The 23203-nt window shown below is 68.4% G+C and carries 9 protein-coding genes; 6 read left to right on the top strand and 3 right to left on the bottom strand.

Features of this window, described 5'->3' with window-relative positions:
- Positions 1 to 2: 2 nt before the first annotated feature.
- Genes RU01_RS16705 through RU01_RS16695 form a run of 3 tightly spaced genes read right to left on the bottom strand, consistent with a single transcriptional unit; the run spans position 3 to position 3692 of the window.
- Entirely contained in the window at positions 3 to 1391 is a 1389-nt protein-coding gene (locus RU01_RS16705) for a metallopeptidase TldD-related protein (RefSeq protein WP_082043186.1), read from the bottom strand.
- Complete coding sequence (locus RU01_RS16700; protein ID WP_042575701.1) at positions 1388 to 2923, bottom strand: TldD/PmbA family protein; 1536 nt, start codon at positions 2921 to 2923, stop codon at positions 1388 to 1390. The genes RU01_RS16705 and RU01_RS16700 overlap by 4 nt, the downstream gene beginning before the upstream one ends.
- 1 nt (position 2924) lies before the next feature.
- Positions 2925 to 3692 carry a TSUP family transporter gene (locus RU01_RS16695; protein WP_042575700.1) on the bottom strand — a complete coding sequence of 256 codons (768 nt, stop codon included), beginning with the start codon at positions 3690 to 3692 and terminating at the stop codon, positions 2925 to 2927.
- A 42-nt stretch (positions 3693 to 3734) separates the two neighbouring features.
- Between RU01_RS16695 and RU01_RS16690 the strand changes: the two genes are divergently transcribed.
- From RU01_RS16690 to RU01_RS16665, 6 genes are all read left to right on the top strand, one after another.
- Positions 3735 to 4907, top strand: coding sequence for a sensor histidine kinase (locus RU01_RS16690; protein WP_042575699.1), 1173 nt, complete (start codon positions 3735 to 3737; stop codon positions 4905 to 4907).
- A 10-nt stretch (positions 4908 to 4917) separates the two neighbouring features.
- Positions 4918 to 5580 carry a response regulator gene (locus tag RU01_RS16685; RefSeq protein ID WP_042575698.1) on the top strand — a complete coding sequence of 221 codons (663 nt, stop codon included), beginning with the start codon at positions 4918 to 4920 and terminating at the stop codon, positions 5578 to 5580.
- 98 nt (positions 5581 to 5678) lie between these two features.
- Positions 5679 to 6200: an FxsA family protein gene (locus RU01_RS16680; RefSeq protein WP_042575697.1), complete on the top strand. Its 522-nt coding sequence runs from the start codon at positions 5679 to 5681 to the stop codon at positions 6198 to 6200.
- Positions 6201 to 6244: 44 nt separating this feature from the next.
- Positions 6245 to 7834, top strand: coding sequence for an amidohydrolase (locus RU01_RS16675; protein ID WP_042575696.1), 1590 nt, complete (start codon positions 6245 to 6247; stop codon positions 7832 to 7834).
- Entirely contained in the window at positions 7831 to 9384 is a 1554-nt protein-coding gene (gene lnt / locus RU01_RS16670; protein ID WP_042575719.1) for an apolipoprotein N-acyltransferase, read from the top strand. The genes RU01_RS16675 and lnt overlap by 4 nt, the downstream gene beginning before the upstream one ends.
- A gap of 295 nt (positions 9385 to 9679) precedes the next feature.
- On the top strand, positions 9680 to 23197 hold the full coding sequence (locus RU01_RS16665) for a non-ribosomal peptide synthetase (RefSeq protein ID WP_042575695.1): 13518 nt from the start codon (positions 9680 to 9682) through the stop codon (positions 23195 to 23197).
- Positions 23198 to 23203: the final 6 nt, after the last annotated feature.

Here is a 23203-nt window from a genome sequence, read left to right as displayed (position 1 = left end):
GACTACTGAGCCTCACTGACGGAGGACATGTGGAAGTCCGGGACCCGCAACGGGGGCATCGCCGCGCGGGTGAACCAGTCCGACCACTCACGCGGCAGGGTGGGCACTGTCGTGCCCGCCTCCGTAGCGCGCCGCAGCAGATCCAGCGGGCTCTCGTTGAAGCGGAAGTTGTTGACAGCAGCGGTCACTGCACCGTCCTCCACGAGGTACACGCCGTCCCGGGTCAGACCGGTGAGCAACAATGTCGTGGGGTCGACCTCGCGGATGTACCAGAGGGTGGTCAGCAGCAGCCCCCGCTCGGTGCGCGCGACCATGTCGTCGATGGAACCACCCGAGCCGCCCGTCATGATCAGGTTGTCGCCCGGAGCTGTTGCAGCGGTACCGAATTCGACCGCAGCGGAACGCGGATACGTCAACGAGGTGATGGCGCCGTCCCGGAGCCAGTCGACACGGTCGGCGCTCATGCCGTTGTCGAACACCGATACGGAGTCGCTCGACGAGCCCGTCACGACGAACGGTGCGTACTCGAGGCCGGGCTCGGCCGGGTCGGAGTACATGGTCAGACCCAGCGTCCCCAACTGCTCGCCGATCCGCGTGCCGCCGGGGGCCGACAGGGCTGTTCGCCCTTCGTGAGCCCCGCGGCCTTCCATCGTCCACATCAGGTCGATCATCAGATCGGCCACCGCGGACGGCGGGAGCAGCGTCTCGTACCGTCCGGCAGGCAATTCGACTCTGCGAGCGGACCAGTCGAGCCGGCGAGAGAGTTCCGCCAGCGCCGCATCCATGTCGATATCGACGAAGTCCCGTGTGCCGGTGCCGACCCAGGCGCTGGATCCGTGTGCGAGCCCGCCCCGCTTACCGTTGATCTCCAATGATCCGGTGGGCTCGACGTGGCGGCGGCGTACACCGGCGGAGGTCCCCAACCAGATGGTGCGAACGGTGTGGTGCGCGAACCCGTACAGCGCGTCGGCTCCGTCGAAGCCCTGCGCAAGTCCCGGAACGACAGAATCGAACACCTCGATGCCGGTCCGTGCCGTGACGTCGCCCCAGCCGGCGTCCACGTCGTCGGCCGTGATCAGAGGCATCGTGTCGGTAGCCGGCTGAGCGGCGCGCGCTGCGTCCTCGGCGGCACGGACGACACCGGCGACATCGTCCGGATCCATGCTCGTCGACGACACGGTGCCCACCCGGGCAGTGTCGCCGTCGCGGACGATCGACACGACGATCCAGGAGCGGGAGTCGCCGACACCGTTGGTGGTCATGGAATTACCTGCCCACCGCAACGATGCTTCCGACGTGTCGGCGACGATGACGACGGTGTCGGACACCGTGGCGTACGACAGTGCACGTTCGACCAGGTCGTGGCCGCCGAGGACGATGTTCGCGCTCACTGTCCTGCCTCCGATCGCGTGTTCAGGACGTTGACAGAGCGGAACAGTGCCGCCGGGCACCCGTGCGACACCGCAGCGACCTGACCGGGTTGAGCCTTTCCGCAGTTGAACGCCCCGCCCAGCCGCCAGGTCGACGGACCGCCGACCGCGTCCATCGAGCCCCAGAAGTCCGTCGTCGTGGCCTGGTACGCCATGTCGCGTACCTGACCGGCCAGAGCGCCGTTCTCGATGCGGAAGAATCTCTGCGCCGTGAACTGGAAGTTGTAGCGCTGCATGTCGATCGACCACGATTTGTCGCCGACCACGTAGACGCCGTGCTCGACGTCCGCGATCAGATCGTCGACGCTGCGATCGACCTCCGGATCGGGTTGCAGCGACACGTTCGCCATCCGCTGGATCGGCACGTGGTGCGCGCTGTCCGCGTAGGCGCAGCCGTTGGACCGCTCGAGACCCAACCGTGGGGCGAACACTCGGTCCAACTGGTACCCGACCAGCACACCCTTGTCGACGAGGTCCCACGACTGCGCCGCGACACCGTCGTCGTCCCATCCCGTGCTCGACAGGCCGTGGCGTTCGGTCCGGTCGGCAGTCACGTGCATGATCGGGCTTCCGTAGCGCAGGGTCCCCAGTTGATCCGGCGTCGCGAAAGAGGTTCCCGCATAGGCGGCCTCGTAGCCGATGGCTCGGTCGTACTCCGTGGCATGGCCGATGGACTCGTGGATGGTGAGCCACAGATTGGTCGGGTCGATGACCAGATCCGTGAGCCCGGCCTCGACGCTGGGAGCTTTCGACTTCTCCGCGAGCCACTCGGGTATCCGGGCCAGTTCGTCGTCCCAGTCCCACAGTCCGTCGCCGCCCGTACCGGCCGAGGTCAGGTACTCCCATCCCCGCCCGACAGGCGGTGCGAGAGTGCGCATGGAGTCGAAGCCACCGGTCGCCGAATCGACGCTCACGGCCTCGATCTGCGGGTGGAGACGTACCCGTTGTTGCGTGATGCGGGACCCGGCGAGGTCGGCGTAGAACGTCTGCTCCTTGACCTGCAGGACGGACGCACTCACGTGGTCGACACCGTCGGAGGCCAACAGCCGACCGGAGTACTCGCTCAGCAGGCCCACCTTGTCCGAGGTCAAGACATCGAAGGGGTCGATGGCGTAGTCGGACACCCATGTCGCGTCCTCGTACACCGGCTCGGCCGCCAGCACGACGCGCTCGCGGTTCAGATCACGCAGAGCCTGCGCCACCCGCACCGACCGCGATGTCACGGCCACAGCCTCGTCGACCGTCAGCACGACACCCGACGCGAAGCCCCAGGTGCCGTCGACGACGACGCGCACAGCCATGCCGAGGGTCGTGCCCTCGACACTGGACTGGACGGCACCGTCGCGCAGACTCAACGACTGTGTCCGGAGCCGATGCACCCGCAGGTCGGCATGCGTGGCACCGGCGGCACGGGCCGCGGTCAGTGCCGCGTCCGCGAGCGCGTGAAGCGGTAGGGCGACGAAATCGCTGTCGACATCTCTCACCTGCGTCACGCTAGCCGAACTGTTGCCACCCCAGTCGGATGACGAGCGCGAAGACGACCACCAGAAGAACCACGCGCACGAACCCGGCGCCGCGGGAGATGGCCATGCGAGATCCGACGAGGGAACCCGCCACGTTTGCCACCGCCATGGCCAGACCGAGGAGCCACAACACGTCGTCGGTCGCGGAGAAGTACAGCAGGGCACCGATGTTGGAACCGAGATTGAGAACCTTGGCCATCGCCGCGCTGCGCACGAACTCGGTGCCCAGCAGCGTCGCGAAGGTGATGATCAGGAAGGTGCCCGTACCCGGGCCCAGGATTCCGTCGTAGAAGCCGATGACCACAGCAGCGGTGACCACCACGATCGCGATCCTGCGCCGAGTCGGCGGATCACCGACCACTACCCCGACCGTGGGGCGCACCGTCACGAGCACTGCGACGCCGATGAGCACCACCAACACGATCGGGATGAAGAGGTCCTTGTCGATGAGGCTGACCGTCGCGGCACCGAAGGCGGACCCCACCGCCGCCACGACGCCGGCGGGTGCGAGAAGTCGCCAGTCCATCGGGACCTTGCGCGAGAACGTCAACACCGCCGCGGTGGTCCCGGCGACGGACGCCAACTTGTTGGTGGCCAGCACCGTCTGCTGCGTCGTGGCCGCGGGCGTGACCAACAACAGCGCGGGAAGCAGGATCAGGCCGCCGCCACCGACCACGGCGTCCACCCATCCCGCGGCGAGTGCGGCGACCAGCAACAACGACCAATCACCGACACCCATGCGGCCATTCCATCACGACTGCGGGACTACGATTCACCCACGATGCGCCGATTCAGTGAGTGGCTCCGCGACCGTCCGTTCGGGGTCGACTGTGCGCTGGCGGTGTCACTCTTCCTCATCGAACTCACGGCCGTCGCTGCCGTGCGACAACCGCTCGTCTACGTGGCGATGGCGGTCGCCGTGTCCACGCCGATCGCCTGGCGCCGCCGCTACCCGGTGGCCGCCGCCTGGACGGCGCTCGCTCTCGGCCAGGTCGCGACACTGATGGTGTGGGCATCGGAGGAACCACGCACGCTCCCGCCCGGGCAGCTCGGCTTCGTGGTGATGCTCTACACGTTGGCCGTGTACACCGACCGGCGCACGACCCTGCTCTTCGCGCTAGGCCTCGCGGCTGACATCGTCGTCGTTCGACTCGTGCTCGGGTCCGACTGGACCTCCACGATCTTCTTCGTTCTGCTCTACGCCCTGGCCTACATCACGGCGGAGTTCCTCGGGACTCGCCGCGCCTACGTCATGGAGGTTCGGGCGCGACTCGCGGTCGCGGAGTCGGACCGCGATCGACGAGCAGTCGACGCGGTCTCCGCCGAGCGCACCCGTATCGCCCGCGAACTGCACGACGTCGTCGCGCATGCGGTGAGCGTCATGATCGTGCAGGCGGACGGAGCGTCGTACGCGCTGCGGTCCGACCCGGACCGTGCCGAAGCCGCGCTCGCGAACATCTCCGCCACCGGGCGCACCGCGCTGACGGAACTACGCCGGACGGTGTCGCTGCTGCGCACCGACGACAGTTCCGAGTCGCATCCCGAGTACGGCACCGCGGCGCTGGCGAAGATCGTGGAGATGATGCGCGCCGCCGGGTTGCGCGTGTCCATCGAACAGACGGGGGAACTCGACGACCTCCCACCCGCGGTCTCGCTCGGCGTACATCGGCTGGTGCAGGAGTCCCTGACCAACGTTCTGCGGCACGGCGGAGAACGACCGCGCGCAGCGGTGGCCGTGCGGCGTGAACCGGGCGCGGTGACCGTGTCGGTCGTCAACTCGTCCGAGGGCGACTCCCCGGTCCGCGACATCCACGAAAGCTCCGGGTTCGGCGTGATCGGCATGCGCGAGCGGGTCGCCGTCCTCGGTGGTGAGCTCCGCGCCGGCCCGTTGCCCGACGGGCGGTGGCGCGTCGCCGCGACACTTCCGGTCGATCAGGTGGCCTTCGACCGTTAGGTTGTCACCCGTGTCCATCTCGGTGCTCCTCGTCGACGATCAGGAACTGATGCGCATGGGCTTGTCGATGGTTCTCGGCGCCCAGACCGACATCGACGTGGTGGGGGAGGCTGCGGACGGTGCCTCGGCGATCGCCGCCGCGGCTCGGCTCCGCCCCGACGTGGTCCTGATGGACGTCCGGATGCCCGGCATCGACGGAGTGTCGGCGACGGAGCGCATCATCGCGTCGCAACCCGGTGTGCGGGTCATCGTGATGACGACCTTCGACCTCGACGAGCACGCCCTGGGTGCGCTCCGTGCCGGGGCCAGCGGATTCCTGCTCAAGGACACTCCGCCGGAGGATCTGGTGTCCGCCGTCCGCAGTGTCGCCGCGGGCGACGCCGTGGTGTCGCCGCGCGTCACCCGACGCTTGATCTCCCGGATGGTCGACGGAGAGCGGCGGACCACGGCGGGCACGTCTGCGGAGGTCGAATCGTTGACCGACCGCGAACGCGAAGTCCTCTTGCTCATCGCGGCCGGGAACTCCAACGCCGAGATCGCGGCACACCTGTTCCTGTCCGAGGCCACGGTCAAGACTCACGTCGGGCGCGTGCTCACCAAGCTGGGCCTGCGGGACCGTGTGCAAGCAGTGGTACTGGCCTACGAGCTCGGCCTCGTCACGCCCGGCGCCTGAGCCGTTATCGGACCGAGTCCGAGCCGGGGAGAAAAAGCAGGGCCTCGACCGTTGGACAGGCAAGACGGGTTCGACCAGTCGCCGAAAGGACTCCCACGATGCCCCTGCTCTACTTCTTCCTCTACCTCGTCGTCGAGATCAGCGCCCTCGTGTGGCTGGCCTCGACGGTCGGCATCCTGTGGACCGTGTTCGCGGTCATCGCGCTGTCGGCCGTCGGACTGGTCAGCATCCGTTCCCAGGGCAGGAGGGTGCTCTCGGAACTCCGGTCGGCCAACGCGGGTCGGCGCTCACCCGGTGGAGCCGTCGCGGACGGCGCACTGGTCGCGCTCGGGTCGGTGCTGCTGACAATCCCCGGTCTGGTGTCCAGCGTGCTGGGTCTGCTGTTGATGATTCCGCTGACCCGCGCCGCGCTGCGTCCGATCATCGCCCGGTCGGCCGCGAAGCGCGTCGAGACGGCAGTCGCCTCCGGTCGCGCCTTCCCACCCGGAGCCTTCGGCCCTCGCGGATTCTCCGCGGGTCACGTGGTCATCGACGGTGACGTGGTCCAGGAAGACCCCCGGCGGACACCGCGCCAGACCTTCCAGGTGATCGACGGCACAACCGGCCGCGACGAACGCTGACCCGGCCGGACAGCGCGACGCGAGCACCGGGCACACTGGCGTCGGTGAGTACGCAACTGCTGGTAGGCGGACGCATCTACAGTCCGTTCGCTCCCGATGCGACAGCCATGGCCGTCACGGACGGCGTCGTGGCCTGGGTGGGGGAGGACCGTCCGGGTCTCGCTCTTCACCAGGGTGCCGAGGTGGTCGACCTGGACGGCGCCTTCGTGACCCCCGCCTTCGTCGACACCCACGTCCACACCACGGCAACGGGACTCGCGCTGATCGGCCTCGACCTGACGGACACCCGCTCCCTCGCCGACTGTCTGCAAGCAGTGTCCGAGTACGCCGCCCGCGAGCCCGGTGCCCTCGTCTGGGGCCAGAACTGGGACGAGTCGGCCTGGCCCGAAGGCCGGGCACCGACGACCAGCGAACTCGACGACGCGGCACCCGGCCGAGCGATCTACCTGTCCCGCATCGATGCGCATTCCGCGGCGTGCTCGACCGTGCTCCGGCGTGCGTCCGGTGACGACGTGGTGGGGGCCGATCCGGAGTTGCCGTTGATCGCCGAGGCTCACCATGCCGCGCGGACCACGGCACTCGAACTCCTGAGTCCTGCCGGTCGTCAGCGGGCCCGTATCGCGGCTCTCGATCACGCGGCCGCTCACGGTGTGGCCGCGGTGCACGAGTGCGCGGGCCCGGACATCTCCGGTCGCACCGACATGGCGGAACTGCTGGCCCTCGAGCACGGCGTCGAGGTCCGCGGGTACTGGGGCGAGGCCGTCACGACAGCCGACGGCGCGCGGGATCTGCTCGCCGCGACGGGAGCACACGCTCTGGGCGGCGATCTCTTCGTCGACGGATCGATCGGCTCGCACACCGCGTGGCTGAATCAGCCCTACGCGGATCACGAGGGATGCGGTCGCTCGTACCTGGACGTCGACGCGATCGCGGCGCACGTCTCGGCCTGCACGCAGGCGAAGATCCAGGCCGGCTTCCACGTCATCGGCGATGCAGCCACCGATGCGGTGGTCGAGGCCTTCGGTCGCGTCGTCGCCGAGCTCGGCGGGCCCGCGGTGGCGTCGCGAGGGCACCGACTCGAACACATCGAGATGGTCACCGAGGAGCAGGCCGCGAAGCTGTCGTCGTGGGGCGTCATCGTCAGCGTTCAGCCGGTGTTCGACGCGTACTGGGGCGGCGAGAGCGGGTTGTACAGCGCGCGACTCGGTCGCGACCGCGCACTCGCTCTCAACCCGCTCGCGATGATGGCGTCGGCGGGAGTGTCCCTGGCCATCGGATCCGATTCGCCGGTCACGCCGCTCGAGCCGTGGCGCGGCGTCCGCGCCGCCATGTCTCATCGCACACCCGGTAGTGCCATCTCCCCACGTGCCGCGTTCTCGGCCGCGACGCGTGGAGCGTGGCGTGCCGGCGGCGTCCGGGACGGGCTCGCCGGAACATTGGTGCCCGGTGCACCCGCCAGCTATGCGGTGTGGGAGGCGGGCGAGCTCGTGGTCAGCGCGCCCAGCGACACCGTCCAGCGGTGGTCGACCGACCCGCGCTCACGCGTTCCCGCCCTTCCGCGTCTCGATGCGGACACGCCGGATCCGACGTGTCTGCAGACGGTCCACCGCGGCAGCACGGTGTTCCGAGCGTGATCGCCCTCGCGCGGCTCCTGCTGTCCGCAGGAGCGGGCGCCCTGCTGTTCGCATCGTTCCCGCCGCGCCCACTGTGGTTCCTCGCCCCGGTCGCGCTGGCCCTGATCGGGTACGTGCTCACCGAGAAGGATGTGTCCAAGAAGGGTGGCTTCCTCTACGGCCTCGCGTTCGGACTCGGCTTCTTCCTCCCACTTCTTCCGTGGATCGGTGTGTACGTGGGTCCACTGCCGTGGATCGCGCTCGCCACCGCGGAGTCACTGTTCCTGGGGTTGTTCGGGGTGGCCGGAGTCGTGGTGTCCCGGCTGCCGTTCGCGGCGCTGTGGCTGACCGCGGTGTTCTCCGCCGTCGAGTGGTTGCGCAGCACCGTGCCGTTCGGCGGGTTCCCCTGGGGCCGATTGGCTTTCGGCCAGTCCGAGTCGGTGCTTCTTCCGCTCGCATCCGTCGGCGGGGCACCTCTGCTCAGTGCCGCGGTGGCGCTGATCGGGATGTGCCTGGCACTGGCGTGGAGGACGGCGCGATCGCGCAGCACTCTCGCGGTCCTCGGACTCGTCGTGCTGGCGGCGGTCGGTCCGGTCGTCGCACTCGCCCTGCGCCCGGGTCTCGCCGGTCCGCAGGACGGCGACAGCACCATCACGATTGCCGCGATCCAAGGGAGTGTGCCGCGTCTGGGTCTCGACTTCAACGCGCAGCGGCGCCAGGTGCTCGAGAACCACGTGAAGGAAACCGTCAGACTGGCGGAGGACGTCGACGCCGGCCGCGCGCCGAAGCCCGACGTCGTGATCTGGCCGGAGAACGCATCCGACGTCGACCCCACCCGCGACAGCACGGCAGCCGCCGACATCACGGCCGCATCGGTGCGTATCGGCGCGCCGATCCTGGTGGGCGCCGTACTCGCCAACGCCGACGGGACGTCGACCAACACTGTGATCGCATGGGACGGGACGGCCGGACCGGGCGAACGACACGACAAGAAGATCGTGCAGCCCTTCGGCGAATACCTGCCGTATCGCAGCTTCTTCCGACTCTTCTCCTCCTATGCGGACTCCGCCGGCAACTTCGTGCCCGGCGACGGTGACGGTGTCGTACACGTGGCCGCAGGTGCCGGGAGGGACGAGATCGCCCTCGCCGTCGGCGTCGCGACGTGTTACGAGGTGGCCTTCGACCGAGCACCGACGGAGGCCGTGCGCGCGGGCGCGCAGATCCTGGCGGTCCCCACGAACAATGCGACCTTCGGCGACACCGAGATGACCTACCAACAGCTCGCCATGTCCCGCGTTCGCGCGGTCGAGCACTCCCGATCCGTCATCGTCGCCGCGACCAGCGGGGTCAGCGCGATCATCGCCCCGAACGGGTCCGTGACGTCGCGGACGGAGCTGTTCGACGCCAGCTACCTGGTGTCCACGGTAGGCCTGCGCACCGAGACCACAATGGCTACCCGACTCGGACCGATTCCGGAGTGGATACTTGTCGCGCTCGGTGCTGCGGGCGTGATCGGCGCCACTGTAATCAACCGTCGACACCGAACTGTGCGGTCAGCGCAGTCGTCGTGACGCTTTGGTGGTTCGTCACCACCATTCTTGTAACGTTTTGTGGTCCTTTTGCGAGATACTGGTAAGTCTCACCCATCCACAAGATGCGGTTGAGCGAATGCCACATACAAGGCTCGGCATAGAGCTACACAGTTTGATCTGACATGAGTGCGACCACGGTCGGGGACACCGGAAGTCACACATACACGCTACGAGCGGCAGATGCGTCTGCCTCGTCGTCGGCTAGTTCATGCTTTTGTTCGGTGGTAGGTGTGCGTCGTCTCGGTACGGGACCGACGAGCTAACGGGAGCTACCATGACGTCCGCGGACAACGCCCAGCGCACCGACGACCATCGCAACATCTCGACCGCATCGGAGCCTTTTCCGCTGTCGCCGGCCCAGGCGAGCCTGTGGTTCGCGCAGAAGCTTGCGCCCGAAGTTCCTCTGACCGTAGCGCAGTACGTCGATGTGCAGGGCGATTTCGACATCGACCTGCTCGAGAGGGTCGGCGCGATCGCCGCCGCCGAGCTGCAGTCCGGTCAGATCAGGCTCGTCGAGATCGACGGCCAGCCCTATCAGGTGATCGATCCCGCGGCGACCGTCAGGACCACCCGCCTCGACTTCCGCGCCGAGGCCGACCCCGTCGCGTCCGCCCTGCAGTGGATGCAGGACGAGATGAAGAACCCCGTCGACCTGGACCGCGATCCTCTGACCGTCAACGTGGTGTTCCGCGTCGAGGATCACCGTTACTTCTGGTACACCCGCATGCACCACATCGCCGGCGACGGTTACGGCGCCGTGACCGCCATGAAGCGCGTGGCCGAGCTCTACACCAACGAATCGGCCGGCGTCGACACCCCCGACAGCAAGGCGGGCGACCTGTCGGCGCTGTACGCAGCCGAGCGCACGTACCGATCGTCGACGCGCTTCGAGACGGACCGGGAGTTCTGGAAGGACAAGCTCGCCGGTCTGCCCGACTCCTTCGGCCTCGCTGATCGGACGTCGTCGGCCATGCCTTCTCGCCGCCGCATCAACGGATTCCTCGGCGACGAGGTCGGTGAGATGCTGACCGCTGCGGAGGCGCGGTTCGAAGCCAGCGCCGCCGCGGTGGTCGCAGCGTCGTTCGCGGCATACCTGCATCGCATCACCGGCCGCCGGGACGTGGTCCTGAGCCTCCCGGTCTCGGTGCGCACCACCGCAGCGCTGCGCCGCTCGGGCGGCATGGTCTCCAACGTCGTCCCGATCCGCATCCACATCACACCGGAGACGAACCTGGGCGACCTGGTGTCGTCGGTGACGCTCGAGATCACCGGCGCACTGCGCCACCAGAAGTACCGCCACGAGGACATCCGACGCGATCACGGCAGCTCGACGATGCACCGTGGATTCTTCGGGCCGATGGTCAACATCATGCTGTTCGACTGGACCGTGGGTCTGGGAGACCTGGTGGGCCGGTTGCACCTGCTCTCGAGCGGGCCGATCGAAGACCTCACCTTCAACGTCTACAACAGCGGTGGCGGCAACAGCCTGAACATCGACTTCGAGGCCAACCCGGCGCTGTACGACGAGGCGACGCTCGTAGCGCACCATCGCCGCTACATGGCGTTCTTCGAGAACTTCATCGGCCGTGGCGCGCGTACCCGCGTCTCCGGACTCGACGTCATCCTGCCCGACGAATACGAGCAGGTGGTCACGGAGTTCAACGCGACGGACGTCGACGTTCCGCACACCACTCTCACGGATCTGTTCGACGCACAGGTGCGCCGCACTCCGGACGCCGCGGCACTCGAGTTCCGCGGCGAGAGCATCGACTACGCGGAGCTGAAGCGACGTTCGTCGCGCCTGGCACGGGCTCTCATCGCTCGTGGAGTGGGTCCAGACTCGCTGGTCGGCGTCGCGATGCACCGGTCGATCGACCTGGTCGTCGCCCTGTACGCGATCACCGAAGCCGGGGGAGCGTACGTACCTCTCGACCCCGATCATCCTGTCGAGCGGCTCGAGCACGTCCTCGACACCGCTCGCCCGACAGCCGTGCTCACAGTGTCCACGCAGGGCGTCGAACTGCCGGAAACGGCTGTCCGAGTCGACGTCGACACTCTCGACCTGGCCGGCGTCGACAGTTCGCCCGTCACGGACGACGAGCGCACGGGGTCGCTGCTTCCCGAGTCACTGGCCTACGTCATCTTCACCTCGGGGTCCACCGGTCGTCCCAAGGGTGTGGGCGTGTCCCACCAGGCGATCGTCAACCGGCTGCTGTGGATGCAGGACGAGTACGGACTGCACTCCGGGGACGCGGTCCTGCAGAAGACACCCGCGACGTTCGATGTCTCCGTGTGGGAGTTCTTCTGGCCGTTGCAGGTGGGAGCACGACTCGTCGTCGCCGAACCCGACGGTCACCGTGATCCGCGCTACCTCGCCCGGGTCATCGCCGACGCGGGCATCACCACCGCCCACTTCGTGCCCTCGATGCTCGGCGCCTTCACCGCCGAACTGAAGGCCGCCGGTGCCGGCTCCGTCGAGACGCTGCGGCTGGTGTTCTGCAGCGGCGAGGCCCTCCCGGCGGAAACCGCCTCGGCGTTCCGGGCCCTGACATCGGCTGCGCTGCACAACCTGTACGGGCCGACCGAAGCCGCGGTCGACGTCACCTACCAGCAGGTCACCGACGCCGATCGCGTCACCGTGCCGATCGGTCGCCCGGTCTGGAACACCGCACTCCACATCCTCGACGCCCGCCTCGAACCCGTGCCCGTCGGCACCGCGGGTGAGCTGTACCTCGCGGGTGAGCAACTCGCCCGCGGCTACGTCGGCCGACCCGACCTGACGGCAGACCGCTTCGTCGCATCGCCCCTGGCCGGCGAGGGCAGCCGGATGTACCGCACCGGCGACCTTGCGCGCTGGCGCGCGGACGGAGCCGTGGAATACCTCGGGCGCACCGACTTCCAGGTCAAGATCCGCGGTCTCCGCATCGAACTCGGCGATGTCGAAGCCGCCCTGGTGGCGCATCCGTCCGTGCATCACGCTGTCGCGGTCGCGCACGTCGACGAGCGCGGGGAAACCGCACTCGTCGCCTACGTGGCATCCGAGCCGGGTGCCCCGACCGGGTCCGTCGATGTCTCCGACGTCACGTCGACTGTGGGACAACGACTTCCGTCGTACATGGTGCCGTCTCTGCTGGTAGTTCTTCCGGAACTTCCCCTCAGCGCCAACGGCAAGGTCGATCGCAAGGCGCTGCCGGAGCCGGTCCGTCGCCAGTCCGACGTGCCGTCGGTGGCCCCGCGTACCGCGGTCGAGCGTCGCATCGCCGACACCATCGCCGAGGTCCTGGACGTGCCCGTGCCAGGAGTCCACGACAGCTTCTTCGACATCGGCGGCAACTCGCTGCTGGCAACGCGCGTCGTCTCCCGGTTGAGCGCCGAACTGGGTGCGGACATCGGCATCAAGGATCTCTTCGAAGCGCCCACCGTCGCACGCCTCGCCGATCGCGTAGCGCACGCACCCGTGTCCACGAACCGTGCGCCCCTGGTGCCGCTTCCGCGTCCCGATCACATCCCCCTGTCGCTGGCCCAGCAGCGCCTGTGGTTCCTCAACCGTTTCGACGCGGCGTCGCCGGCCTACAACATGCCGTTCGCGATCACCCTCGACGGTGACCTCGACACCGCAGCCCTCGAGAGCGCGCTGCGCGACGTCCTGGATCGCCACGAGACCCTCCGGACGATCTTCCCCGATTCCGCCGACGGACCTCGTCAGCTGGTGCAGGAACCGGCGGACCACGACCTGACGCCCGTTGCAGTCGATCCTGTGGCACTCGGGGATGCGCTGCGCGCGTTCGCATCACGCGGTTTCGACGTCACGCGCGAGCATCCGGTCCGCGTCCGACTGTTCCGCACCTCGGACACCGGCCACACCCTCGCCGTCGTGTTGCATCACATCGCATCCGACGGCTTCTCCTTCGGTCCTCTGGCCACCGACGTCATGACTGCCTACGCCGCGCGCCGCGCCGGAGGCGAGCCGCAGTGGGCCCCCCTCGACGTCCAGTACGCCGACTTCAGTATGTGGCAGCACCAGGTCCTGGGGTCCGAGGACGACCCGACGAGCATCCTGAGCACACAGATCGACTACTGGACGACGCGTCTCGCCGGCCTGCCCGACGTCCTGGATCTGCCCACGGATCGCCCGCGACCCGCGACACCGTCGTACCTGGGCGGAACCCACGACTTCACCATCGACGCCGACGTGCACACACAGCTGGTCGGACTCGCCACCGACGCCTCGGCCAGCCTGTTCATGGTCGTGCACGCTGCACTCTCGGTACTGCTCGGGCGACTCGCCGATGTCGACGACGTTGCCGTCGGATCGCCGATCGCCGGCCGAGGCGACCGCGCACTGGATCCCCTCGTGGGCATGTTCGTCAACACCCTCGTCCTGCGGTCGACACCGGCGCCGCACGTCCCGTTCACCGATCTGCTCCGCGAGGTCCGCGACAACGACCTCGAGGCGTTCGCCCGCGCCGACGTACCGTTCGAGCGGATCGTCGACGCTGTCGCACCCGAGCGTTCCACGTCGCGCAATCCGTTGTTCCAGGTCGTCCTGTCCTTCGAGAACCTCGAGCCCGTGCGAGTGGAGATGGCCGGACTGGTCGTCGAGGTGGGCGAGATCGCCTCCGACACGGCCAAGTTCGACCTCACCCTGCAACTGTCCGAGCGCACGACGCCGGACGGTCGGCCGGGCGGACTCGACGCGAGGTTCGGGTTCGCACGCGATCTGTTCGACGCGCGCACGATCGAGTCGATGTCCGATCGGCTGCTCTCCGTGCTGCACGCCGTCGCCGCCGAACCTGCCACCGCGGTCGGAGACATCGACATCGCCGCATCGACCGACGTGGCGACGATCGTTCCCGGCGCCGCACCGGGACCGACGGCGTCGCTCGCCGACATCCTGGTCTCGGCCGCTCGTCGCGATCCGGCGGCGACCGCCGTCGTGACCGCCGACGCGACCTACACGTACGGCGACATCGACGCCGCGTCCGATCGACTGGCCCACACGCTCGTCGCTCACGGCGCCGGCCCGGAGTCGATCGTGCCGATCTGCATCGAACGTTCCGTCGAGTCGATCGTCGCGACCTGGGCAGTGGCCAAGTCCGGAGCAGCGTTCCTCCCCGTCGATCCTCGCTACCCGTCCGACCGCATCAGGGCGATGCTCGACGACGCCGGTTCGACTCTGGGCATCGCGTCGGCCGACGCGGATCTGCCGGGCACGGTGCGGTGGATCGGCGTCGACGGTCATGACGACACTCCTGTCGTCACACTGCCCGTGCCCGTCCGGCCCGAGAACCCCGCATACCTGATCTTCACCTCCGGCTCGACGGGCCGACCGAAAGCCGTCGTGGTGCCGCATCGCGGCCTCGCCGACTTCGCCCGTGAACAGGTGTCCAGCTACGACCTCGATTCATCCTCGCGCACTTTGCATTTCGCGTCACCCAGCTTCGACGCGTCGGTGCTCGAACTGCTCATGGGGTTCGCCGCCGGGGCAACGGTCGTCGTGGCGGGAACCGACGTCTTCGGGGGCGACGCGCTCACCCGTCTGCTCCGCGATCAGCGGGTGACACACGCGTTCGTCACACCGGCCGCCCTCGAGACCGTCGACTCGTCGGACCTCGCCGATCTCCGTTTCGTCGGTGTCGGCGGCGACGTGTGCCCGCCGGCCCTGGTCGACCGGTGGGCCCCGAATCGTCGGATGCTCAACCTGTACGGCCCGTCGGAGGCCACGGTCGTCGCGACACTCACACCGCCGATGCGTCCCGGTGAGCCGGTCACCATCGGCGCACCGCGCCGCGGCGTGAACGTCCGAGTTCTGGACCGGCGTCTGCGCCCCGTGGTTGCCGGAGCCAGGGGAGAGCTCTATCTCAGCGGCCCGGCGCTGGCCCGCGGCTACCTGGGTCAGCTCGCCCTGACTTCCTCACGCTTCGTCGCCGACCCCTTCGGATCCGACGGCGACCGCATGTACCGCACGGGTGACGTCGTCGTCGCGTCGGCGACCGCGCACGGAACCCACCTGACGTTCCGCGGGCGCGCCGACGACCAGGTCAAGATCCGTGGTCACCGCATCGAGCTCGCCGAGATCGACGCCACGTTGCAGCGCCATCAGGACGTGGACTTCTCCGTGACCGTGGTGGCCGGGGATTCCGCCGACGCGCACCTCGTCTCCTACGTGACGGTGCAGGGCGCTCCGTCCGTCGCGACGCTGACCGAGCACGTCCGTGCCTCGCTGCCCGCCTACATGGTTCCCTCCGCCGTCGTCGTTCTCGACGACGTTCCGCTCACACGTTCCGGCAAGGTGGATCGCACCGCGCTCCCCACGCCGGCCCTCGATGTGTCGTCGACGTATCGGGAGCCGCGGACGGCAACGGAATTCGCTGTCGCACGCGCGTTCGCCGATGTTCTGGGGGCAGCCCGGATCGGTCTCGACGACAACTTCTTCGAATCGGGCGGCAACTCGCTCATGGCCACCCGCGTCGCGTCCGCACTCGCCGCGTCGCTCGAGCGAGATGTCGAGGTCCGCACCGTCTTCGAGGCTCCGACCGTCGGCGAACTGGCCGCGCGTCTCGATGCCGATACCGGCACCGCTCGTCGGGTGCCCCTGCTCGCGGTCGCACCGATCGACCGTCCGGCCCTGATTCCGTTGTCACTGCCCCAACAGCGCCTGTGGTTCCTGAACCGGTTCGACCCGACCTCGGACGCCTACAACATCTCGTTCTCCGTGACCCTCGACGGGCCGTTGGACATCGACGCGATGCAAGCCGCGCTGACGGACGTCGTGGCCCGCCACGAGACACTGCGCACGGTGTTCCCCGAGAGCCACGACGGCCCGCACCAGGTCGTCCGGGCCCCGGAACCGTTCGATCTGGATCCTGCGCCCACCTCGGCCGGTGCCGTGCAGGACGCCCTGATGTCGTTCGCCCGACGCGGCTTCGACCTCACCGTCGAGACACCGCTGCGCGTGACCCTGCTGTCGGTGTCCGAGACCGAGCACGTCCTCGGCTTCGTGCTGCACCACATCGCCGCCGACGGCTGGTCGCTCGGACCTCTGACACGCGACGTGATGGGTGCGTACTCGGCCCGCACCCGCGGACACGCTCCCGAGTGGACCCCACTTCCGGTGCAGTACACCGACTTCACCCTGTGGCAACGCGCGATGCTGGGTGACGAGACCGACGAGTCCAGCCGCGCCGCAACGGAACTGGCGTTCTGGACCTCGACGCTCGACGACCCGCCCGACGAGTGCACGCTGCCCGGCGACCATGTGCGTCCCGCGATTCCCACGCACACGGCGGGCACCCACGAGTTCGCCGTGGATCCTGCCGTCGTCTCTCGCCTGGCCGAGGTGGCCGACCGTAACGGCAGCACGGTGTTCATGGCGATGCACGCCGTGCTCGCCGTCGTGCTCGCCCGGCTCGCGGACACCCGCGACGTGGTCATCGGAACCCCGATCGCCGGCCGTCGCGACTCGGCTCTCGACGAGCTGGTCGGCATGTTCGTCGGCACGCTCGTTCTCCGGTCGGACGTCTCTCCCGCGGACACCTTCGACGAGGTACTGCGTCGCGTCCGCGGCGTGGACCTGGACGCGTTCGCGCATGCCGATCTGCCGTTCGAGCGCATCGTCGACGCCGTCTCACCGTCCCGTGCGGGTGGTCGACATCCGCTCGTGCAGGTCGTTCTGGCGTTCCAGAGCGACGGCGCCACGTCGGGTTCACTCGACGATCTCACCGTCACCGCCTCCGAGATCGATCTGCAGCGCAGCAAGTTCGACGTCGAGCTCGCCGTCGTCGAGAGCGTGTCCGACGCCGGGGAGCGGTCCTGGCGCTTCCGCGTCACCTACACGCGAGACCTGTACGAGCACAGCACGATCGAGGCTTTCTCCCGTCGTTTCTCGGCGGTGCTGGGTCGCGTGTCGGAGCACCCGGAGTCGGCAGTCGGCGACATCGCCATGCTCTCGCACGACGAGACGGTCGACCTGACGCACCGTGTCGGCGACGCTCCCGCCGCGGCCGTGTCGCTTCCGGACCTGTGGACCACGGCGGTCCGCGAGCATCCCGACACCGTGGCCGTGGTGCACGACCGTTCGCACGGAACCGATCCGTCGGCACGACGCGCCCTGACGTACGCGGGACTGGACACGTCCACCTCCCGCCTCGCACGGTTGCTCATCGACCGCGGCGCCGGCCCCGAGTCCGTCGTGGCCATCGCACTCGGCCGCTCGCTCGAGTCCGTCGCAGCGATGATCGCGGTGGCGAAGACCGGTGCGGCGTGGGTCCCCGTGGATCCTCGCTACCCGGCGGATCGAGTTGCGCACATGCTGGCCGACAGCGGCGCCGCCCTCGGCATCACCGTCTCCTCCGATCGTCCCGACGACACGGCGACGCCGGTGGACTGGGTTCTGCTCGACGACGCGGACAGCGTCGCCGACATCGAGAGCCGATCCGCCGATCCGGTCACCGACGACGACAGGATCAGCCCGGTACGGCTCGATCACCCGGCGTACGTGATCTTCACCTCGGGTTCGACCGGTCGCCCGAAGGGTGTGGCGGTCACTCATCGCGGCCTGTCCAATTTCGCCGACGTCCAGCGTCGACGATTCGGCATCACCGAGTCCTCTCGGACGTTGCACTTCGCGTCGCCGAGCTTCGACGCGTCGGTGCTGGAACTGCTGATGGCCCTCGGCGCCGGGTCGACGATGGTCGTCGCTCCCACCGACGTCTACGGCGGTGAGGAGTTCGCCGAGCTGGTCGACCGCGAGCAGGTGACCCACGCCTTCGTGACACCCGCTGCACTGGCGACGGTCGACGTCGCCCCCGGATCGCTGCCCACCCTCGCAACGGTCGTGGTCGGCGGCGATGCCTGCTCGGCCGATCTGGTGCGACGCTGGTCGGTCGGACGGTCCATGTTCAACGGCTACGGGCCCACCGAGGCGACGATCGTCGCCGCGGTCGCCTCGCTGCGTGCCGACGCTCCCGTCACGATCGGCTCACCCATCGACGGTGTGCGGGCGATCGTCCTCGACGCCCGCATGCATCCGGTCCCCGTCGGGGTCACCGGAGAGCTGTACCTCTCGGGTGTCGGGGTGGCGCGCGGCTACCTCGAACGCACCGCGCTCACCTCGAGCCGCTTCGTCGCCGACCCGTTCGGGGCGCCGGGGGAGCGGATGTATCGCACCGGCGACGTGGTCCGCTGGACTGCCGACGGCAGTCTCGACTTCGTCGGTCGCAGCGACACCCAGGTCAAGATCCGTGGGTTCCGCATCGAACTCGGCGAGATCGATGCAGCCCTGACCAGCGTCGACAGCGTCGGGTTCGCCCATACGATCGTCCACACCGACGAGGCCGGTCAGCGCTCCCTGGCCTCCTACGTCGTTCCGGCGGCCGGCTCCGACATCGACACGGACACAACGCTCGACGCCGTCCGAGCTGTCCTACCGGCCCACATGGTCCCCGCGTCGCTCACCACACTGGAGAGAATCCCTCTGACCCCGGTCGGCAAGCTCGACGTGCGCGCCCTGCCGGTTCCGTCCGTCACCGCGTCCACCACGGTGCACGAGTCGCCCGCAACGGACCTCGAGCGCACCGTCGCCGATGTCGTGTCCGTCGTACTCGGTACCGGTGAGCCGGTCGGCCGCGGCGACAGCTTCTTCGAGCTCGGCGGCAACTCGCTGCTCGCCACTCGGGTGGCATCGCGGCTCGGTTCCGAACTGGGAGTTCGTGTCCCGGTCCGCGCTCTCTTCGAGCACACGACGGTGGCCGCGCTCGCTGCGCACATCGGCACGCTGGCCGCATCGGTCGGCCCGGTCCTGCAGGCCGGTCCCCGTCCGAATGTCGTGCCGCTCTCCTCGGCGCAGCAGCGTCTGTGGTTCCTCAATCGCTTCGACGCGACATCGGGTGCCTACAACGTTCCGTTCGCCGTTCGTCTGACAGGACCGCTGGACGTCGGTGCATTGGAGATGTCCCTGAACGACCTCGTGGAGCGCCACGAGATTCTGCGCACGGTCTATCCGGATTCGGCTGCCGGTCCGCACCAGGTCGTGCTGTCACCGGACGAGGTGTCGGTACGACTGGACCCGGTCACGATCACCGAGAACGACGTCACGGCCTCGGTAGTCGCGTCCGCCTCCGGGGGATTCGACGTCACGACCGAGGCCCCGCTGCGGGTGCGACTGTTCGAGATCGACGAGGTGACGCACGTACTCGTCGTCACGCTGCACCACATCGCCGCCGACGGATGGTCGTTGGCCCCCCTCGCCGCCGATATGATGACGGCCTACTCCGCACGGACGCAGGGGCACCCGCCGACGGCGGACGCCCTTCCGGTCCAGTACGCCGATTACGCACTGTGGCAACGTGATCGACTCGGATCCGACACCGATCCGACCAGTCTGCTGTCCTCACAACTGGCCTACTGGACGTCCGCGCTGTCCGGCGCACCGGACCGCATCGACATCCCTACGGATTGTCCACGACCGGGTACACCGTCCTATCGCGGTGCGACGGCGACCGCTGCCGTCGGCGCGGACACCCATCGCCGACTCCTCGACCTCGCACGGGACGAGAACTCGACGCTGTTCATCGCCGTGCACACCGCACTCGCGATCGTCCTCGGACGCCTGGCCGGTCGATTCGACACCACCGTCGGCACAGCCGTGGCCGGTCGCGGCGAGGAAGCGCTCGATCGACTCGTCGGCATGTTCGTCAACACCCTCGTTCTCCGGACGAGAGTGTCACCCGCGTCCACGCTCGTCGACGCGATGCGTCATGTCCGACGTGTCGACCTCGACGCCTTCGCACACCCGGACGTGCCGTTCGAGCGACTGGTGGACGTCCTGCACCCGCAGCGGACAGCGAGCCACCATCCGCTGTTCCAGGTCATGCTCTCCCTGCGTGACGACATGCCCACGTCCGCCCACATGGGCGACGTGCAGGTCGACGCCGCCGAGGTGGACGTCGCGATCGCCAAGTTCGACATCCAGTTCACGATCACCGATCACCGGACGGACGACCGCGCGCCTGCCGGTCTGACCGTCACGGCCGACTACGCGACGGACCTGTTCGACGCATCGACCGTCGAGGCGATGCTCGAACGTTTCGTCAACATGCTCGCGGTGCTCGCCACCGAACCGGACCGCACCGTCGGGCGGGTCGAGATGCTGACCACCGCGGAGCGCGCTCGCCTGGTGCCCGTCCACGGCACGGAGACGAACCCCGACCCAAGGTTGTCGCTCGCCGAGATCTTCGAGCGCTCCGCGCACCGGTTCCCCGACCGCGTCGCGGTGGAGTTCGCCGGGTCGTCGATGACCTACGAGGACCTCGACCGCCGGTCCAATGCTCTCGCCCGCGCGCTGATCACTCGAGGCGTCGGGCCGGAGACGCTCGTCGCTCTGGGGACGACGCGGTCGTTCGCGTCCCTGATCGGCGTTCTCGCGGTGGCGAAGGCCGGCGCCGCGTTCCTGCCCGTCGACCCCACGTACCCGGTCGACCGTGTGCAGCACATGCTCACCGACTCGCACGCGGCTCGTGGTCTCACCACACTCGAGCACCGGTCGACGTTCGACGGTGTGGCATCGACACAGTGGATCGTCGTCGACGACGACGAGATCACCACCGAGTTGGCAGGCACGTCGTCGGAACCCCTGGTCCCGGCGGAACTGCTCGGCACTGCGTCCCTGGCGAATCCCGCCTACGTCATCTACACCTCGGGATCGACGGGAGTTCCCAAGGGCGTCGTCGTCACGCACGGCGGCATCTCCAACTTCGCCGGCGAACTGCGGGATCGTTTCGATGTCGATCCCACCTCACGGGTGTTGCACTTCGCCACACCGAGTTTCGACGCCGCGGTCATGGACCAGCTCTTCGCCTACGGTTCCGGCGCGACACTGGTCGTGTCCCCGCCCGGGGTGTACGGGGGCCGCGAACTGTCCGAGTTGCTGGGCTCCGAACGGATCACTCACGCATTCGTCACCACCGCGGCGCTGTCCACCGCGGACCCGGCGCGGGCGACGTCGTTGCGCCACATCCTCGTCGGAGGTGAGGCGTGCCCGCCCGAGCTCGTGGAACGGTGGGCACCCGGACGTCGTCTCTACAACGTCTACGGTCCTACCGAGACGACGATCGTCACGACGATCAGTGCACCGATGCAACCGAAGGCACCCGTCACCATCGGCGGACCGATCCGCGGCGTCGCCGCCCAGGTCCTGGACCGTCAGCTCGAACCCGTGCCCTTCGGTGTCGTCGGCGAGCTGTACCTCGCCGGGCCCGAGCTCGCTCGGGGCTATCTCGGCCGCGCCGCTTTGACGTCCGATCGGTTCGTGGCCGATCCGCACGGCAAGCCGGGTGAGCGGATGTACCGCACCGGCGACCTGGTGCGCTGGCGGTTCTCACCGGACACCGACCCGAGCCTCGTCTACGTGGGCCGCTCCGATCACCAGGTCAAGGTCCGAGGCTTCCGCATCGAACTGGGCGAGATCGACGCCGCGTTCGACGCCCACGACGGCGTCGACTTCTCGACCACGATGGGCCACGTTCTCCCGTCGGGGGACACCGCCCTGGTGTCCTACGTTCTGCGACACAGCCATTCGGCTGTCGATGCCGCGTCGCTGCGTCGACACCTGCAGGAACGACTTCCCGCCTACATGGTCCCGCAGTCGATCACGCTGCTCGACGAGCTGCCGTTGACGGCCGTCGGAAAGCTCGATCGCCGTGCACTGCCGGCCCCGGTCTTCGCCGTGAACGGTGAGCATCGCGAGCCCGTGACGGAGACCGAACGAGCAGTCTGCGCGATCTACCAGGACGTGTTGGGAGCTCACGGAGTCGGACTGGACGACAACTTCTTCGAGCTCGGCGGCACCTCGCTGGTGGGTACGCGCGTCGTCGCGCGGCTCGAGGAGGCACTCGGGGCGACGGTGCCCATGCAGTGGTTGTTCACCGATTCGACACCGGCCGCGCTCGCACAGCGGATCGACGAGAATGCACACCTGTCCGCGGACGAAGTGACCGCGACGGCGACAGGATCACTGGAGATGGTGTTGCCGTTGCGCCCGCAGGGCACCGCGTCACCCGTGTTCTGCATCCACCCCGCATTCGGGCTCTCGTGGAGTTACAGCGGACTCCTGGCGCACGTCGACGCCGATCAACCGGTCTACGGGCTGCAGTCGCCGGTCATCTCCGGCCGAACCGAGGAGTTCGGGACGATGGAGGAGCTGGCTCGGTACTACGTCCGCGAGATCCGGTCGATCCAGCCGCACGGACCGTACAACCTGCTCGGGTGGTCCCTGGGCGGTCTGATCGCGCACGCGATGACCGTCGAACTGCAGAGAGTGGGGGAGAAGGTCGGGACCCTGACGATGCTCGACAGCTACGTGCTGGCCGACGAGTACCTGGAGTCGACACCGTCGGTGCGGGACCTCGTCCACGAGTTCACCGGTCACGAGCTTCCCGACGGTGTCGAACTCACGGTGGCCGACGCGGCGGCAGCGCTGGGTGACGAGCGGAGCGGCGCGGCCGCGGCACTGACGGTCGACACCCTCGAGCGCCTGTACGCCGGTTACGTGAACGGGACGACGCTGGCGCACGGGTACGAACCCGGTGTCGCCGAGTGCGATGTCCTCTTCTTCAGTGCCGTCGACGACGAGGTGAACAAGAAGGACCTGCGGCGAACGGCCTCCGCGTGGCGTCGCCACGTGACGGGCGGAATCTTCGACTACGCCGTCCCGTGCTCCCACACGGCGATGACGGACCCCGAAGCCCTCGCCGTCATCGGGCCGGTCGTCGCCCGCCATCTCGGCGGTCGCTGACCGACG

The sequence above is a fragment of the Rhodococcus sp. MEB064 genome (assembly GCF_000834565.1).
Taxonomy (GTDB): domain Bacteria; phylum Actinomycetota; class Actinomycetes; order Mycobacteriales; family Mycobacteriaceae; genus Rhodococcoides.
The sequence above is the reverse complement of the archived record's forward strand: the minus strand, read 5'-3'. Positions and strand labels throughout refer to the sequence as shown.

Coding starts and splice junctions, on each gene's coding strand:
- RU01_RS16695 (WP_042575700.1), bottom strand. CDS start 3,692: ATGGGTGTCGGTGATTGGTCGTTGTTGCTGGTCGCCGCACTCGCCGCG.
- RU01_RS16690 (WP_042575699.1), top strand. CDS start 3,735: ATGCGCCGATTCAGTGAGTGGCTCCGCGACCGTCCGTTCGGGGTCGAC.
- RU01_RS16680 (WP_042575697.1), top strand. CDS start 5,679: ATGCCCCTGCTCTACTTCTTCCTCTACCTCGTCGTCGAGATCAGCGCC.
- RU01_RS16665 (WP_042575695.1), top strand. CDS start 9,680: ATGACGTCCGCGGACAACGCCCAGCGCACCGACGACCATCGCAACATC.